The sequence below is a fragment of the Pseudomonas sp. Mb7 genome (assembly GCF_054790525.1).
Genome location: NZ_CP186501.1, coordinates 564,541 through 578,088, shown reverse-complemented (window position 1 = coordinate 578,088; position 13,548 = coordinate 564,541). Strand labels below are relative to the sequence as shown.

At 58.7% G+C, this 13,548-nt stretch carries 17 protein-coding genes; 10 read left to right on the top strand and 7 right to left on the bottom strand.

The window, feature by feature from the left end:
• The first annotated feature begins 38 nt into the window (after positions 1-38).
• The 6 genes from rimO (at position 39) to tsaA (ending at position 5,539) form a co-directional block, all read left to right on the top strand.
• Positions 39-1,376: a 30S ribosomal protein S12 methylthiotransferase RimO gene (rimO, locus tag ACOYXH_RS02635; protein WP_095049100.1), complete on the top strand. Its 1,338-nt coding sequence runs from the start codon at positions 39-41 to the stop codon at positions 1,374-1,376.
• Between the two features lie 464 nt (positions 1,377-1,840).
• Positions 1,841-2,314 carry a GNAT family N-acetyltransferase gene (locus tag ACOYXH_RS02630; RefSeq protein ID WP_095050448.1) on the top strand — a complete coding sequence of 158 codons (474 nt, stop codon included), beginning with the start codon at positions 1,841-1,843 and terminating at the stop codon, positions 2,312-2,314.
• Between the two features lie 189 nt (positions 2,315-2,503).
• Complete coding sequence (locus ACOYXH_RS02625) at positions 2,504-3,214, top strand: rRNA pseudouridine synthase (protein ID WP_042704893.1); 711 nt, start codon at positions 2,504-2,506, stop codon at positions 3,212-3,214.
• A gap of 72 nt (positions 3,215-3,286) precedes the next feature.
• On the top strand, positions 3,287-3,757 hold the full coding sequence (locus ACOYXH_RS02620; protein WP_220558219.1) for a YehS family protein: 471 nt from the start codon (positions 3,287-3,289) through the stop codon (positions 3,755-3,757).
• 129 nt (positions 3,758-3,886) lie between these two features.
• Positions 3,887-4,657 (top strand): SDR family oxidoreductase, encoded by a 771-nt coding sequence (locus ACOYXH_RS02615; protein ID WP_093436415.1) that lies wholly within the window; start codon positions 3,887-3,889, stop codon positions 4,655-4,657.
• Between the two features lie 183 nt (positions 4,658-4,840).
• Complete coding sequence (tsaA, locus tag ACOYXH_RS02610; RefSeq protein WP_460410239.1) at positions 4,841-5,539, top strand: tRNA (N6-threonylcarbamoyladenosine(37)-N6)-methyltransferase TrmO; 699 nt, start codon at positions 4,841-4,843, stop codon at positions 5,537-5,539.
• Between the two features lie 200 nt (positions 5,540-5,739).
• Here tsaA and fpr read toward each other — a convergent pair whose 3' ends face one another.
• Complete coding sequence (gene fpr, locus ACOYXH_RS02605; protein WP_007908723.1) at positions 5,740-6,519, bottom strand: ferredoxin-NADP reductase; 780 nt, start codon at positions 6,517-6,519, stop codon at positions 5,740-5,742.
• 133 nt (positions 6,520-6,652) lie between these two features.
• Here fpr and ACOYXH_RS02600 point away from each other — a divergent pair, with 133 nt between their 5' ends.
• Positions 6,653-7,579, top strand: a complete 927-nt coding sequence (locus tag ACOYXH_RS02600) for a LysR family transcriptional regulator (RefSeq protein WP_095050445.1) — start codon at positions 6,653-6,655, stop codon at positions 7,577-7,579.
• Here ACOYXH_RS02600 and ACOYXH_RS02595 read toward each other — a convergent pair.
• Positions 7,576-7,938 (bottom strand): diacylglycerol kinase, encoded by a 363-nt coding sequence (locus tag ACOYXH_RS02595; RefSeq protein WP_003222276.1) that lies wholly within the window; start codon positions 7,936-7,938, stop codon positions 7,576-7,578. The genes ACOYXH_RS02600 and ACOYXH_RS02595 overlap by 4 nt on opposite strands.
• 74 nt (positions 7,939-8,012) lie before the next feature.
• Positions 8,013-8,663, bottom strand: a complete 651-nt coding sequence (gene erdR / locus ACOYXH_RS02590; RefSeq protein WP_095050444.1) for a response regulator transcription factor ErdR — start codon at positions 8,661-8,663, stop codon at positions 8,013-8,015.
• Between erdR and ACOYXH_RS02585 the strand changes: the two genes are divergently transcribed.
• Complete coding sequence (locus ACOYXH_RS02585) at positions 8,656-8,814, top strand: hypothetical protein (protein WP_156685511.1); 159 nt, start codon at positions 8,656-8,658, stop codon at positions 8,812-8,814. The genes erdR and ACOYXH_RS02585 overlap by 8 nt on opposite strands.
• A 72-nt stretch (positions 8,815-8,886) precedes the next feature.
• Here the strand turns inward: ACOYXH_RS02585 and ACOYXH_RS02580 are convergent, their stop codons facing one another.
• A complete protein-coding gene (locus ACOYXH_RS02580) occupies positions 8,887-9,633 on the bottom strand; it encodes a tRNA-uridine aminocarboxypropyltransferase (protein WP_034154936.1) in 747 nt (248 codons plus the stop codon).
• Positions 9,634-9,822: 189 nt separating this feature from the next.
• On the opposite strand from ACOYXH_RS02580, the gene ACOYXH_RS02575 reads away from it, so the two are divergent.
• Complete coding sequence (locus tag ACOYXH_RS02575; protein ID WP_016985722.1) at positions 9,823-10,248, top strand: PA3611 family quorum-sensing-regulated virulence factor; 426 nt, start codon at positions 9,823-9,825, stop codon at positions 10,246-10,248.
• Here the strand turns inward: ACOYXH_RS02575 and ACOYXH_RS02570 are convergent, their stop codons facing one another.
• Positions 10,249-10,443: a hypothetical protein gene (locus ACOYXH_RS02570; protein WP_077571372.1), complete on the bottom strand. Its 195-nt coding sequence runs from the start codon at positions 10,441-10,443 to the stop codon at positions 10,249-10,251. It abuts the gene before it with no gap.
• Positions 10,444-10,793: 350 nt separating this feature from the next.
• On the opposite strand from ACOYXH_RS02570, the gene ACOYXH_RS02565 reads away from it, so the two are divergent.
• A complete protein-coding gene (locus tag ACOYXH_RS02565; RefSeq protein ID WP_095050443.1) occupies positions 10,794-11,912 on the top strand; it encodes an LOG family protein in 1,119 nt (372 codons plus the stop codon).
• Between the two features lie 54 nt (positions 11,913-11,966).
• Here ACOYXH_RS02565 and recX read toward each other — a convergent pair whose 3' ends face one another.
• Together recX and recA are read right to left on the bottom strand one after the other, a co-directional pair.
• Positions 11,967-12,437 (bottom strand): recombination regulator RecX, encoded by a 471-nt coding sequence (gene recX, locus ACOYXH_RS02560; protein WP_095050442.1) that lies wholly within the window; start codon positions 12,435-12,437, stop codon positions 11,967-11,969.
• An 8-nt stretch (positions 12,438-12,445) separates the two neighbouring features.
• On the bottom strand, positions 12,446-13,501 hold the full coding sequence (gene recA / locus ACOYXH_RS02555) for a recombinase RecA (RefSeq protein ID WP_007908746.1): 1,056 nt from the start codon (positions 13,499-13,501) through the stop codon (positions 12,446-12,448).
• Positions 13,502-13,548: the final 47 nt, after the last annotated feature.

Below are 13,548 nucleotides of genomic sequence, written 5' to 3'. Positions count from 1 at the left end.
CACCAAGAAAGCGATGTCACAAAATACCGAGGTTAGACATGTCCACCACTCCTGCGCCGGCCAATCCAAAGGTTGGCTTTGTATCTCTGGGTTGCCCGAAAGCACTGGTCGACTCCGAGCGCATCCTGACCCAGCTGCGCATGGAAGGCTATGACGTGGTGTCCACCTATCAGGACGCCGATGTAGTAGTCGTCAACACCTGCGGTTTCATCGATTCGGCAAAGGCTGAGTCGCTGGAAGTGATCGGCGAAGCGATCAAGGAAAACGGCAAGGTGATCGTCACCGGTTGCATGGGCGTGGAAGAAGGCAATATCCGCGACGTGCACCCGAGCGTGCTGGCCGTGACCGGTCCGCAGCAGTACGAGCAAGTGGTCAACGCTGTGCACGAAGTGGTTCCACCGCGTAAGGATCACAACCCGCTGATCGACCTGGTGCCGCCACAAGGCATCAAGCTGACCCCGCGCCACTACGCCTACCTGAAGATTTCCGAAGGCTGCAACCACAGCTGCTCGTTCTGCATCATCCCGTCGATGCGCGGCAAACTGGTCAGCCGTCCGGTCGGTGATGTACTCGACGAAGCTCAGCGTCTGGTCAAATCCGGCGTTAAAGAGTTGCTGGTCATTTCGCAAGACACTAGCGCCTACGGCGTAGATGTGAAATACCGCACCGGTTTCTGGAACGGCGCACCGGTGAAAACCCGCATGACCGAACTCTGCGAAGCGCTGAGCACCCTCGGCGTCTGGGTGCGTCTGCACTACGTTTACCCGTACCCGCACGTTGACGAGCTGATCCCGTTGATGGCCGCCGGCAAGATCCTGCCGTACCTGGACATCCCGTTCCAGCACGCCAGCCCGAAAGTGTTGAAGTCGATGAAACGCCCGGCGTTCGAAGACAAGACCCTGGCGCGGATCAAGAACTGGCGCGAAATCTGCCCGGACCTGATCATCCGTTCGACTTTCATCGTCGGCTTCCCGGGCGAAACCGAAGAAGATTTCCAGTACCTGTTGAACTGGCTGACCGAAGCGCAACTCGACCGCGTTGGCTGCTTCCAGTACTCGCCGGTTGAAGGCGCTCCGGCCAATGATCTGGATCTGGAAGTGGTGCCGGACGAGGTCAAGCAAGATCGTTGGGATCGCTTTATGGCGCACCAGCAGGCGATCAGCTCGGCCCGCCTGCAAATGCGCATCGGCCGTGAGATTGAAGTGCTGGTCGACGAAGTTGACGAGCAAGGCGCGGTTGGCCGCTGCTTCTTCGATGCGCCGGAAATCGATGGCAATGTGTTTATCGATAACGGCAGCAATTTGAAGCCTGGCGACAAGGTCTGGTGCAAGGTTACTGACGCTGACGAATATGACCTGTGGGCTGAGCAGATCTGATCTGATCTGATCTGATCTGATCTGATCTGAAGATCAAAAGCCCCTCACCCTAACCCTCTCCCGGAGGGAGAGGGGACTGATCTATGTGTTCTTGCGAGCTGCACCGACCTGAACGTTCGAGTCGAACTCAGGTTTTGAACAGCACGAAGATCAGCTCCCTTCCCCCTCGCCCCCTCCCAGAGGGAGCGGGGACTGATCGAGGTGTTCTTTCGAATTGCGGCGACCTGAAATATCGAGTCGGACTCAGGCTTTGAACAGCACGGAGATCAGCTCCCTTCCCCCTCGCCCCCTTGGGGGAGAGGGTTGGGGTGAGGGGGTGAGCTCTTGCTGGCGACAGAAACAGCCAGCCAGACACCGCAAAAAAATACAAAAAGCCCCGCTCTTTTTACGAGATGCGGGGCTTTTTTACGGCTATCGTTTAGCGGGGGACGGACTCCCTTGAAACGGACAAGAGGCAGACGGGCATGCGTCACCATTCGGTCATCCACACGCCGAAACTCAGCGATTATCAGGAACTGACCCGGGTCTGGGAGGCCTCGGTTCGCGCGACCCATGATTTTCTGCCAGACAGCTATATCGAGCTGCTGCGCAATCTGGTGCTCACCCGCTATCTCGATGCAGTAATGCTGATCTGCACCAAGGACGCTAACCAGCGCATCACCGGGTTTGCCGGAGTTGCAGCGGGCAAGATCGAGATGCTGTTCATCGACCCCGCCCATCGCGGTCAGGGCCTGGGTAAAAAGTTGCTGACTTACGCCCTGCAGCATCTGAACGCCGATGAACTGGATGTGAACGAGCAGAACCCGCAGGCGCTGGGCTTTTACTTCAAGCAGGGTTTCGAGGTAATCGGCCGTTCGGAGGTGGATGGCATGGGGCAGCCGTATCCGTTGCTGCATATGCGCTTGCGGCAGAACCAGCAGCGCACCAGCAATGGCTGACACACCATAAAACCCTGTGGGAGCTGGCTTGCCAGCGATGCGGGCGCTGCGGTCTGCAAGAAATACCGAGGTGATGCCATCGCTGGCAAGCCAGCTCCCACAGGTAAAGCGAACAGCCTGTAAATGGAACCGGGCTTAACCGGCGCCACACAGGTACAATGCCCACCCCTTTTTTGTTACGGCCCTGTCATGACTGACCCGATTCGCCTCTCCAAACGCCTCATCGAACTGGTCGGTTGCTCCCGCCGGGAGGCCGAGCTGTTCATTGAGGGCGGCTGGGTCACCGTGGACGGCGAAGTGATTGACGAGCCGCAATTCAAGGTCGGCGACCAGAAGGTCGAGCTCGACAAGGACGCCAAGGCCACCGCGCCGGAGCCGGTGACCATCCTGCTCAACGCGCCGGCTGGCATGGATGTCGAGACCGCCATGCAATCGCTGAGCGCCGAAACCCTCAGCGAAGAACACCGCTTCAGCAAGCGCCCGTTGCGCGGGCACTTCCTGCGCCTGACCGCCAGCGCCGACCTGCAAGCCAAGGCTAGCGGCCTGCTGGTGTTCACCCAGGACTGGAAAATCCTCCGCAAGCTCACTGCCGACGCCGCGAAGATCGAGCAGGAATACGTGGTTGAAGTCGAAGGAGACATGGTCGCCCACGGCCTCAACCGTTTGCAGCACGGCCTGACCCACAAGGGCAAGGAGCTGCCGCCAGTCAAGGCCAGCTGGCAGAACGAAAACCGGCTGCGCTTCGCCATGAAAAACCCGCAGCCCGGCATCATCGCCCAGTTCTGCGAAGCGGTCGGCCTCAAGGTCATCGGCATCCGTCGCATCCGTATCGGCGGCGTCTCGATCGGCAAGGTTCCGGTCGGCCAATGGCGCTACCTGTCCGGCAAAGAGAAGTTCTAAGACTTCCACTGCCGCCACACATTCCGGCAGTGCGCCCGCGCGCTGCCCACAACGCTTATCAGGATTACTCACATGATTCATAACGACGTATTGCGCAGCGTGCGCTACATGCTCGACATCAGCGACAAGAAGGTTGTCGAGATCATCCAACTCGGTGGCATGGACGTGGCCCTCGCCGACGTGATCACCTGGCTCGACAAGAAAGAAGAAGACGAAGAAGGTTTCGTGCGCTGCCCGGACGAAGTGATCGCACACTTCCTTGATGGCCTGGTGATCTTCAAGCGTGGCAAGGACGAAAGCCGTCCGCCGCAGCCGATCGAAGTGCCGGTGACCAACAACATCATCCTTAAAAAGCTGCGCGTGGCCTTCGAACTGAAAGAAGACGACATGCACGCGATCCTCAAGGCCGCCGAGTTCCCGGTGTCCAAACCTGAGCTGAGCGCGCTGTTCCGCAAGGTCGGCCACACCAACTACCGCCCGTGTGGCGACCAGTTGCTGCGCAACTTCCTCAAGGGTCTGACCCTGCGCGTTCGCCCGGCCTGATTCCCTTCTGCGGTGGCGACGGATGGTCGCCGCCGCAACGCATGACCGCTCATTCCCTCTGAAAATAGTGGCTCCGCTTTTCGCGGCTGACGACTAGGGTGTATTGATCCCTAGCACTCAGGACTCGCCATGCACCCGTATTTCTCCCTGCAAGGCCGCACCGCTCTAGTGACCGGCGGCACCCGTGGTATCGGCAAAATGATCGCCAAAGCCTTTGTCGAGGCTGGCGCGCGTGTCTACGTGTGCTCGCGCGACGCCGAAGCCTGCCATCAAACCGCGGAAGAACTCAGCGCCTTGGGCAAGTGTCACGGCGTGGCGGCGAATCTGGCGACGGAAGAAGGCGTGCAGGAACTGGCCGCGCGCCTGGGCGAGCAGATCACGCATCTGGATATTCTGGTGAACAACGCCGGCACTACTTGGGGGGCGCCGCTGGAGAGCTACCCGGTCAAGGGTTGGGAAAAAGTCATGCAGCTCAACGTGACGTCGGTGTTCAGTTGCATCCAGCAGTTTCTACCGTTGTTGCGCAAAGCGGGTTCGGCGGCGAACCCGGCGCGGATCATCAACATCGGTTCGGTGGCGGGGATTTCTTCGTTTGGCGAGCAGGCGTATGCCTATGGGCCAAGTAAAGCTGCCCTACATCAATTGTCGCGGATTCTCGCGCGGGAACTGGTGAGCCAGCACATCAACGTCAACGTGATTGCGCCGGGGCGCTTTCCGAGCAAGATGACCCAGCATATTGGCAATGATCAGCAGGCGTTGGCCGAGGATACGGCGCTGATTCCGATGAAGCGTTGGGGGCGTGAAGAGGAGATGGCGGCGTTGGCGATCAGTCTGGCGAGTACGGCTGGGGCCTATATGACCGGGAATATTATTCCGCTGGATGGTGGGTTCAGCCTCTAGGTCGGCGGTGAAGCTATCGCGAGCAGGCTCACTCCTACAGGGATTTTCAGCGAACACAGATTTTGTGTACACCCATGACCCTGTAGGAGTGAGCCTGCTCGCGATGGCGTCAGCCCAGTCACCACCTGCCATAAGGGCTACCGGGTTATCATGCCCCCCCCTGCCCCGCTTCGAATACACACCATGACTTACAGCGTCTCCCCCATCGGCTTCGTGCGCTCCTGCTTCAAGGAGAAATTCGCCATCCCCCGCCAACCGCAACTGGCCCCCGCCGCCCGTGGCGTGCTGGAACTGGTGGCGCCGTTCGATCAGGGTGACGCCGTGCAGGGTCTGGAACAGGTCAGCCATGTCTGGCTGCTATTCCTGTTTCATCAGGCACTGGAAGACAAACCACGGCTGAAAGTGCGCCCGCCACGTTTGGGCGGCAACAAGTCCATGGGCGTGTTCGCCACCCGCGCCACCCACCGACCAAACGGCATCGGCCAATCGGTGGTGAAACTGGACAAGGTCGAAGCCAATCGGTTGTTCATTTCCGGGATCGATTTGCTCGACGGCACGCCGATTCTCGACATCAAACCCTACGTGCCTTACGCGGACATCATTCCCGAGGCCTCCAACAGTATCGCCAGCGCTGCGCCGCAGCTGATTGACGTGCAGTGGACGGACTCGGCGCTGCAACAGGCGCACACACACGCTCAGCGCCTCGACGAGCCGTTGGTTGAGCTGATTGAACAGTGCCTGGCGCAGGATCCGCGTCCTGCGTATCAAACCCCGGCGCCTGAGCGCGAATACGGCGCGCAATTCTGGGATCTGGATGTGCGCTGGCATTACCCGACGCCTGAGCAGATCCGCGTACTCGAAGTCATTCCTGCCACAGCCTGAGGCCGCACCCAATGTAGGAGCTGCCGAAGGCTCGGGGCGCGATCGGACGATCTTTTGATCTTGATCTTAAAAAGCAAGATCAAAAGATCGCAGCCTTCGGCAGCTCCTACATGGATTGTGGCAGGCATGAAGGAAATGTTTCGGGCATAAAAAAGCCCCCATTGCCTGCATAGGCAATGGGGGCTTTTTAAGGGGGGGGCTTACTTCTCGACGAACGCACGCTCGATCAGGTAGTCACCCGGCTCGCGCATCCGCGCCGAGATCTTCAGGCCGAAGCTGTCGAGCACTTCGCTGGTCTCGTCGAGCATGCTCGGGCTGCCGCAGATCATCGCGCGGTCGTCCTGCGGGTTTATCGGTGGCAGACCGATGTCGCTGAACAGCTTGCCGCTGCGCATCAGGTCGGTCAGGCGGCCCTGATTCTCGAAAGGCTCGCGGGTCACGGTCGGGTAGTAGATCAGCTTGTCACGCAGCGCCTCGCCGAAGAACTCGTTCTGCGGCAAGTGCTCGGTGATGAATTCGCGATACGCGACTTCGTTGACGTAACGCACACCGTGAACCAGGATCACTTTTTCAAAGCGCTCGTAGGTTTCCGGGTCCTGGATCACGCTCATGAACGGCGCCAGACCGGTGCCGGTGCTCAGCAGGTACAAGTGCTTGCCCGGGTTCAGGTCGTCGAGAACCAGGGTGCCGGTAGGCTTCTTCGAGATGATGATCTCGTCGCCTTCCTTCAAGTGCTGCAGTTGCGAGGTCAGCGGGCCGTCCTGCACCTTGATACTGAAGAACTCCAGATGCTCTTCCCAGTTCGGGCTGGCGATCGAGTAAGCGCGCATGAGCGGCCGGCCGTTGGGCTGTTGCAGGCCGATCATCACGAACTGACCGTTCTCGAAGCGCAGGCCCGGATCGCGGGTGCACTTGAAGCTGAACAGAGTGTCGTTCCAGTGATGAACACTGAGGACACGCTCGTGGTTCATGTTGCTCATGTACGTTTGACTCCTGGATATTGGGTCTGCGCTGGCTTTTAAAGGCGACGGTGCGCAATTGCATCGCATTCTAATAGCGACGACAATATCTGTTAACTGGATTATTAAGATAAGGGTTATCGGTTATATCGATATGCGATTCACTCTCCGTCAACTGCAAGTCTTCGTCGCCGTCGCCCAGCAGGAAAGCGTATCCCGTGCTGCGGGTCTGCTCAACCTCTCGCAGTCGGCCGCCAGCACCTCGATCACCGAACTCGAGCGCCAATCCAGCTGCCAGCTGTTCGACCGTGCCGGTAAACGGCTGAGCCTCAACGCCCTCGGCAAACAGCTATTGCCGCAGGCGGTGGCCCTGCTCGATCAGGCCAAGGAAATCGAAGACCTGCTCAACGGCAAATCCGGGTTCGGCTCGCTGTCAGTGGGCGCGACGCTGACCATCGGCAATTACCTGGCGACCCTGCTGATCGGCAGTTTCATGCAGCGCCACCCGGAAAGCCAGGTGAAGCTGCACGTACAGAACACGGCCAATATCGTGCAACAAGTCGCCCACTACGAAATTGATCTGGGTCTAATCGAAGGTGATTGCAGCCACCCGGACATCGAAGTGCAGAGCTGGGTCGAAGATGAGTTGGTGGTGTTCTGCGCTCCGCAGCATCCGCTGGCCAAGCGCGGCAGCGCGACCATGGAAGAACTGACTCGCGAGGCATGGATTCTGCGTGAACAGGGTTCCGGCACGCGGCTGACCTTCGATCAAGCCATGCGTCACCATCGCAGCGCATTGAATATCCGTCTTGAGCTGGAACACACCGAAGCGATCAAACGTGCGGTGGAATCAGGACTAGGGATTGGCTGCATCTCGCGGCTGGCGCTGCGTGATGCGTTCCGCCGCGGCAGTCTGGTGCCCGTGGAAACGCCGGATCTGGATCTGGCGCGACAGTTCTACTTCATCTGGCACAAACAGAAGTATCAGACTTCTGCCATGCGCGAATTTCTCGATCTGTGCCGCGCTTTCACCGCCGGGGTGCAGCGCAGCGACGAGATCGTTTTGCCGACAATCGCTTAAAGCAGAATCACTGCCCACACCAGCGCGATCATGCTCAATGCCACGAATTGTGCGGCGCTGCCCATGTCCTTGGCATTCTTCGACAGTGGATGCAGTTCTAGCGAGATGCGGTCGATGGCCGCTTCCACCGCCGAATTCAGCAACTCGACGATCAGCGCCAACAGGCACACGGCAATCAACAACGCTTGTTCGACACGGCTGACATTAAGGAAGAACGTCAGTGGAATCAGCACCACATTGAGCAGTACCAATTGGCGGAAGGCTGCTTCACCGGTAAAAGCTGCGCGCAGGCCATCCAGCGAGTAACCGGAGGCATTGAGGATACGTTTCAGGCCGGTCTGGCCCTTGAAAGGTGACATAAAGTAGAAACCAACCAAAAAGGAGTGGGAAAGCTAGATCAACAAAAGTCAAAAAAGCGTGAAGACGCCAGCCATTATTGGCTCGGAATTGACTCAAGTTGTTGCAGCAGTAAAGCCGCCTGCGTACGAGTGCGCACATTCAGCTTGCGAAAGATCGCCGTGACGTGGGCCTTGATGGTCGCTTCCGACACGCTCAGTTCATAGGCAATCTGCTTGTTCAACAGGCCTTCGCAGACCATGGTCAACACGCGGAACTGCTGGGGCGTCAGGCTGGCGAGGCCATCGCTGGCGGCTTTGGCTTCGTCGGAAACACTGACCGCCTCGAACGCTTGTGGCGGCCAGAACACATCGCCATCGAGCACTTTGCGCACGGCTTCCTGAATCACGCTGAGGTCGCTGGACTTGGGAATAAAACCACTGGCGCCGAACTCACGGGACTTGACCATCACCGAAGCTTCTTCCTGCGCCGAGACCATCACCACCGGAATCTGCGGGTACTGTCCGCGTAGCATGACCAAACCGGAAAACCCGAAAGCGCCTGGCATGTTCAGGTCCAGCAGGACCAGATCCCAGTCAGCCTTTTCGGTCAGACGCGTTTCCAGCTCGGCGATGCTCGCCACCTCCACGAGCCGAACATCCGGGCCAAGGCCCAGCGTCACCGCTTGATGCAGGGCGCTACGAAACAGAGGGTGATCATCGGCAATCAGGATGTCGTATGTGGCCATTTTTCAAATGATCCTGTTTTTGATGGCAGACCCGGAGCATTCCGGTCTGGCCAAAGCAACTCAAGATGCCGCTTTCAAGCGATATCCACAGGGGCACGTTCAACGCCAATCATCAGCAAACACGGCGTTTCAAACCTTGGCCGCACCCTAATCGGCGCCAAGCATGCCCAGCGAAGACGGGGTGGTCAAGCAGCACGGCCGCTGGCTTGTACAGTATGGGCCACTATTGGGCCAACTCCGGCTGCGGCTTTCGTATATAGGGCAGCAACTCGGCGTGAGCCGGCGTCGATTCATTCATGTCCAGTTGCTGTTTGGCGCCGAGGTAATGCTGGCTGAACACGTCGAAATAGGCGTCCAACGCCGAGGCGGCGTCGCTGTCACCGGCCAGCTCCAGGCACAACGCCGCGACTTCGGCGGTGCACAGGTGCTCACTGCGGGTCGAACGGCGCAAGCGGTAGCGCGAGAGTTTGTCGGGCAGCAAGCTGAGGATTGGCAAACGGTCGAAATACGGACTCTTGCGGAAAATCTTCCGCGCTTCGGTCCAGGTGGCGTCGAGCAGAATGAACAATGGGCGCTTGCTGCTATCGATGGCGACGGTGTTGGTTACTCGCGAGGGCTCCACGTATTCGCCGGGAAACACCAGATACGGTTGCCATTGCGGGTCATTGAGCAGCGCCAGCATCTGCGGATCGGGCTCGGTACGCGACCAGATAAACGCATGGTTATCGCGCACCACGTCGGCAATCAGCCAACCGGTGTTGCTCGGTTTGAACACTTCCTTGCCGGTCATGATCAGGCACACGCCCGACCGCGTCTCGACACTAGGTCGCCAGGCGCACAGGCAATGGCTGATGATCACCCGGCAGTCGCGGCAACGCTCGGAGCGAAAGCCACGGGCCTGAATCGGCTTGATACCTTCGTCTTCGCGCTGGTCGCGCAGACGAGCGACGGCGTTGGGGGCATGGTTCATCGCGGATAACGCCGAAAAGCTGGAAAACTCGACACGAACAACACTCGGCAGGGCAATAAAGGCCGGCAGTTTACCAGAGCGACGGGCACAAGCCTGTACCCTCCCGACCGGCTCCCCTATAATTCGCCGCCACTGAACGCACAGTCACGTGGCTGGTCGAACCACCAGTCACTGAACCAGGAGAGTTTCATGCTGCGCCTTATCGTTCCCACCGCTGCCATTCTGCTGGCGTCGTCCTTCACCGCTCAGGCTGCATCGCTGAGTGAGCAGAATCTGAACCGCGAGCTGCGCAACGTCGCCGCACAAAGCAGCGTCGGCACGCCACGCGCCATCAGTGAAGACATTCTTGATCAGGGTTTCACCGTGGAAGGCACGCAGTTGATCAACCACCTGAGCGTGCAGAAGAGCCACGCCGACAAAATGCGCGCTGACCCTAAAGCCGTGTATTTCCAGTTGGGCGCCTCGGTGTGCAACAACCCGTCGTTCCGCAAGCTGATGGCCAAGGGTGCGATCATGCGTTACGACTTCACTGAAGTGAAAACCAACAAAGCGATCGGCTCCGCCAGCTACCAGGAATCGGATTGCCCGAAAGCCGCCCCGGCGAAGAAGAAGTAATCATCGCGAATTGGCGCGCCGCTGTTCATCCTCGGCGCGCAGTTCGGCCAGCAAGGCCTGTAGATAGTGTGAACGGCGCTCGCCGCCCGCCAACCGCCGGCAGCACTCCTCTTCGAGACTGAGTTGATTGGTCTCGGCTGCCGCTTTCAACATCCGATACAGCTGCGTATCGATCTCCAGAATCACTCTGGCCATATGTCCCGCCTCCTTGCCACCCACGAATCCTTGAATTGCATGCGCCTGGCGTACGATCGTTGACGCAAAGCTGTCGTACGGCGCCTGTACGTTAGTTAATCAGAGGGATTGCCCCTCGGCGCACGTTCGGACGAGCGGTGAAGCAACACGCGGAAAATCAATAAACGATTGCCAGCCAAAACTTTACAGCGCAATGATCAAGTCAGCGCAAATGCGCGCGAGGGTCTAGATTCAGTGTATTCCCGATCTTTTTTCAACGGCAGGCAAGGAACTGCCGATCGTGTGTTTTTTGCAGCGCGGCACTGACGCCGCTCGTCAGGGCCGACGCCCTGTGCAGAAGGAGACGTTGAATGCCTTACCAACCGAATGACTTGCTCAGTCGTCATTTTCAGGAAAGCGGCCCCGACCTCATCAGCAAGGTCGAAGAACAACTCAACCGTGTTTCCCCCAACAGCCCGAATATCCCTATCTACCGCGACATGATCCTGACCGTGCTGCGCATGGCCCAGGAAGACCACAACCGCTGGAACGCCAAGATCACCTTGCAAGCCCTGCGCGAACTGGAGCAGGCGTTTCGGGTACTGGAGCAATTCAAGGGCCGACGCAAAGTCACCGTATTCGGTTCGGCGCGCACACCGGTCGAACATCCGTTGTATGCGATGGCCCGCGAACTCGGTGCAGCCTTGACCCGCTCGGGAATGATGGTCATCACCGGTGCTGGCGGCGGCATCATGGCCGCCGCGCACGAAGGTGCCGGCCGCGATCACAGCCTCGGGTTCAATATCACCCTGCCCTTCGAACAGCATGCCAACCCGACGGTGGACGGCACCGGCAATCTGCTGCCGTTCCACTTCTTCTTTACCCGCAAGTTGTTTTTCGTCAAAGAGGCCGACGCACTGGTTTTATGCCCCGGTGGCTTCGGCACGCTGGATGAAGCGCTGGAAGTGCTGACATTGATCCAGACCGGTAAAAGTCCATTGGTGCCGGTGGTGCTGTTGGATGCGCCAGGCGGCACGTTCTGGCAGGGCGCGATGGACTTTATCCGCCAGCAACTGGAGAGCAACCGCTACATCCTGCCGACCGACATGAAACTGATGCGACTGGTCTACAGCGTCGACGAGGCGGTGGAGCAGATCAACCAGTTCTACAGTAACTTCCACTCCAGTCGCTGGCTCAAGCGACAATTCGTGATCCGCATGAATCATAAACTCAGCGATCAAGCGCTGGAGCACATGCAGGAGGCCTTTGCCGATTTGTGCCTGAGCGATCGGTTTCATCAACAGGCCTACGCCGGCGAGGAACACGATGAAGCGCAGTTCAGCCATCTGGCGCGACTGGCCTTCGCTTTCAACGCGCGCACTCACGGGCGTCTGAGGGAGTTGATCGATTACATCAACCTGCCGGAAAACTGGGCAGATTCCCAACCGCAAACAGCGCAACGCAGCCGCGAACCGTCAAAGGCAATTTGAGGGCAAAAAAAACGGCCCGCTATTTTCATAGCGGGCCGTTTTTATTGAATCGGTTTAATCGTCTATCCCTCGACCGCTGAACAAGCGGTTGATCATCTCCATCGAAAACCCCCGATAGGCCAGGAACCGGCCCTGTTTGGCCCGTTCTTTCGCATCAATCGGTAAATGCCCGGAGAACTTGCGTTGCCACGTCTCCTGCAATTGCTCCTGCCAACTGATACCGCTTTCGCGCAGGGCGAGTTCGATATCGGCGCGCTGCAAACCGCGCTGGCTCAGCTCTTCGCGAATCCGCAGAGGGCCATAGCCGGAACGGGCACGGTAGGAAACAAAGCTTTCAAGGTAACGGGCTTCGGAAAGCAGCCCCTCTTCCGTCAAACGGTCGAGGGCTGTTTCGATCATCTGCGCCTCAGCGCCGCGTTGACGCAGTTTGCGCGTCAACTCGACTCGACCATGCTCGCGACGTGCGAGCAGGTCCATGGCAGTTCGCCGCACCGCGACGAGGGTATCGAGTACTGCAGTGGTCATCGCTGCAATCAGATGTCAGCGTCGGCCAGGTCGTCTTCAGTCTCTTTGACTGCTGAGGCCTTGGAGTCGATCACGGCTGGAGTAAGCAGCTTGTCACGCAGTTGCTTCTCGAGCTTCGCGGCAATTTCCGGGTTGTCCGCCAGGAACTTGGCCGAGTTGGCCTTGCCCTGACCGATCTTGGTGCCTTCGTAGGCATACCAGGCGCCGGACTTCTCGACGAAACCGTGCAGCACGCCCAGGTCGATCATCTCACCGTTGAGATAAATGCCCTTGCCATAAAGAATCTGGAACTCGGCCTGACGGAATGGCGAAGCGACCTTGTTCTTCACAACCTTGACGCGGGTTTCGCTACCAACCACTTCGTCGCCTTCTTTCACCGCGCCAGTACGGCGGATGTCGAGACGGACCGAAGCGTAGAACTTCAGCGCGTTACCACCGGTAGTGGTTTCCGGGCTGCCGAACATCACGCCGATCTTCATACGGATCTGGTTGATGAAGATCACCAGGCAGTTGGCGTTCTTGATGTTACCGGTGATTTTACGCAGCGCCTGGGACATCAGACGGGCTTGCAGGCCCACGTGCATGTCACCCATTTCGCCTTCGATTTCAGCCTTTGGTACCAGAGCTGCCACGGAGTCGACGATGATCACGTCAACCGCGTTGGAACGCACCAGCATGTCGGTGATTTCCAGTGCCTGTTCGCCGGTGTCCGGCTGGGACACCAGCAGGTCGTCGACGTTGACGCCCAGCTTGCCGGCGTATTCAGGATCGAGGGCGTGTTCGGCGTCGACGAATGCGCAGGTCGCGCCGGCTTTTTGCGCCTGAGCGATCACGGACAAGGTCAGTGTGGTTTTACCGGAGGATTCAGGACCGTAGATTTCAACGATACGGCCTTTTGGCAGGCCGCCAATGCCGAGCGCGATGTCCAGACCCAGAGAGCCAGTGGAGATAGCCGGGATCGCCTGACGGTCTTGATCGCCCATACGCATCACGGCACCCTTGCCGAATTGACGTTCGATCTGACCCAGGGCCGCAGCCAAGGCTTTCTTCTTGTTGTCGTCCATTAAAGTCCTCACGTAATCAATAAGGCCTGACGGCCAACACCTGTATA

Bases quoted from the DNA above. Each gene is read 5' to 3' on its own strand.
- rimO (WP_095049100.1), top strand. From the start codon at position 39: ATGTCCACCACTCCTGCGCCGGCCAATCCAAAGGTTGGCTTTGTATCT.
- ACOYXH_RS02630 (WP_095050448.1), top strand. From the start codon at position 1,841: ATGCGTCACCATTCGGTCATCCACACGCCGAAACTCAGCGATTATCAG.
- ACOYXH_RS02625 (WP_042704893.1), top strand. From the start codon at position 2,504: ATGACTGACCCGATTCGCCTCTCCAAACGCCTCATCGAACTGGTCGGT.
- ACOYXH_RS02620 (WP_220558219.1), top strand. From the start codon at position 3,287: ATGATTCATAACGACGTATTGCGCAGCGTGCGCTACATGCTCGACATC.
- ACOYXH_RS02615 (WP_093436415.1), top strand. From the start codon at position 3,887: ATGCACCCGTATTTCTCCCTGCAAGGCCGCACCGCTCTAGTGACCGGC.
- tsaA (WP_460410239.1), top strand. From the start codon at position 4,841: ATGACTTACAGCGTCTCCCCCATCGGCTTCGTGCGCTCCTGCTTCAAG.
- fpr (WP_007908723.1), bottom strand. From the start codon at position 6,519: ATGAGCAACATGAACCACGAGCGTGTCCTCAGTGTTCATCACTGGAAC.
- ACOYXH_RS02600 (WP_095050445.1), top strand. From the start codon at position 6,653: ATGCGATTCACTCTCCGTCAACTGCAAGTCTTCGTCGCCGTCGCCCAG.
- ACOYXH_RS02595 (WP_003222276.1), bottom strand. From the start codon at position 7,938: ATGTCACCTTTCAAGGGCCAGACCGGCCTGAAACGTATCCTCAATGCC.
- erdR (WP_095050444.1), bottom strand. From the start codon at position 8,663: ATGGCCACATACGACATCCTGATTGCCGATGATCACCCTCTGTTTCGT.
- ACOYXH_RS02580 (WP_034154936.1), bottom strand. From the start codon at position 9,633: ATGAACCATGCCCCCAACGCCGTCGCTCGTCTGCGCGACCAGCGCGAA.
- ACOYXH_RS02575 (WP_016985722.1), top strand. From the start codon at position 9,823: ATGCTGCGCCTTATCGTTCCCACCGCTGCCATTCTGCTGGCGTCGTCC.
- ACOYXH_RS02570 (WP_077571372.1), bottom strand. From the start codon at position 10,443: ATGGCCAGAGTGATTCTGGAGATCGATACGCAGCTGTATCGGATGTTG.
- ACOYXH_RS02565 (WP_095050443.1), top strand. From the start codon at position 10,794: ATGCCTTACCAACCGAATGACTTGCTCAGTCGTCATTTTCAGGAAAGC.
- recX (WP_095050442.1), bottom strand. From the start codon at position 12,437: ATGACCACTGCAGTACTCGATACCCTCGTCGCGGTGCGGCGAACTGCC.
- recA (WP_007908746.1), bottom strand. From the start codon at position 13,501: ATGGACGACAACAAGAAGAAAGCCTTGGCTGCGGCCCTGGGTCAGATC.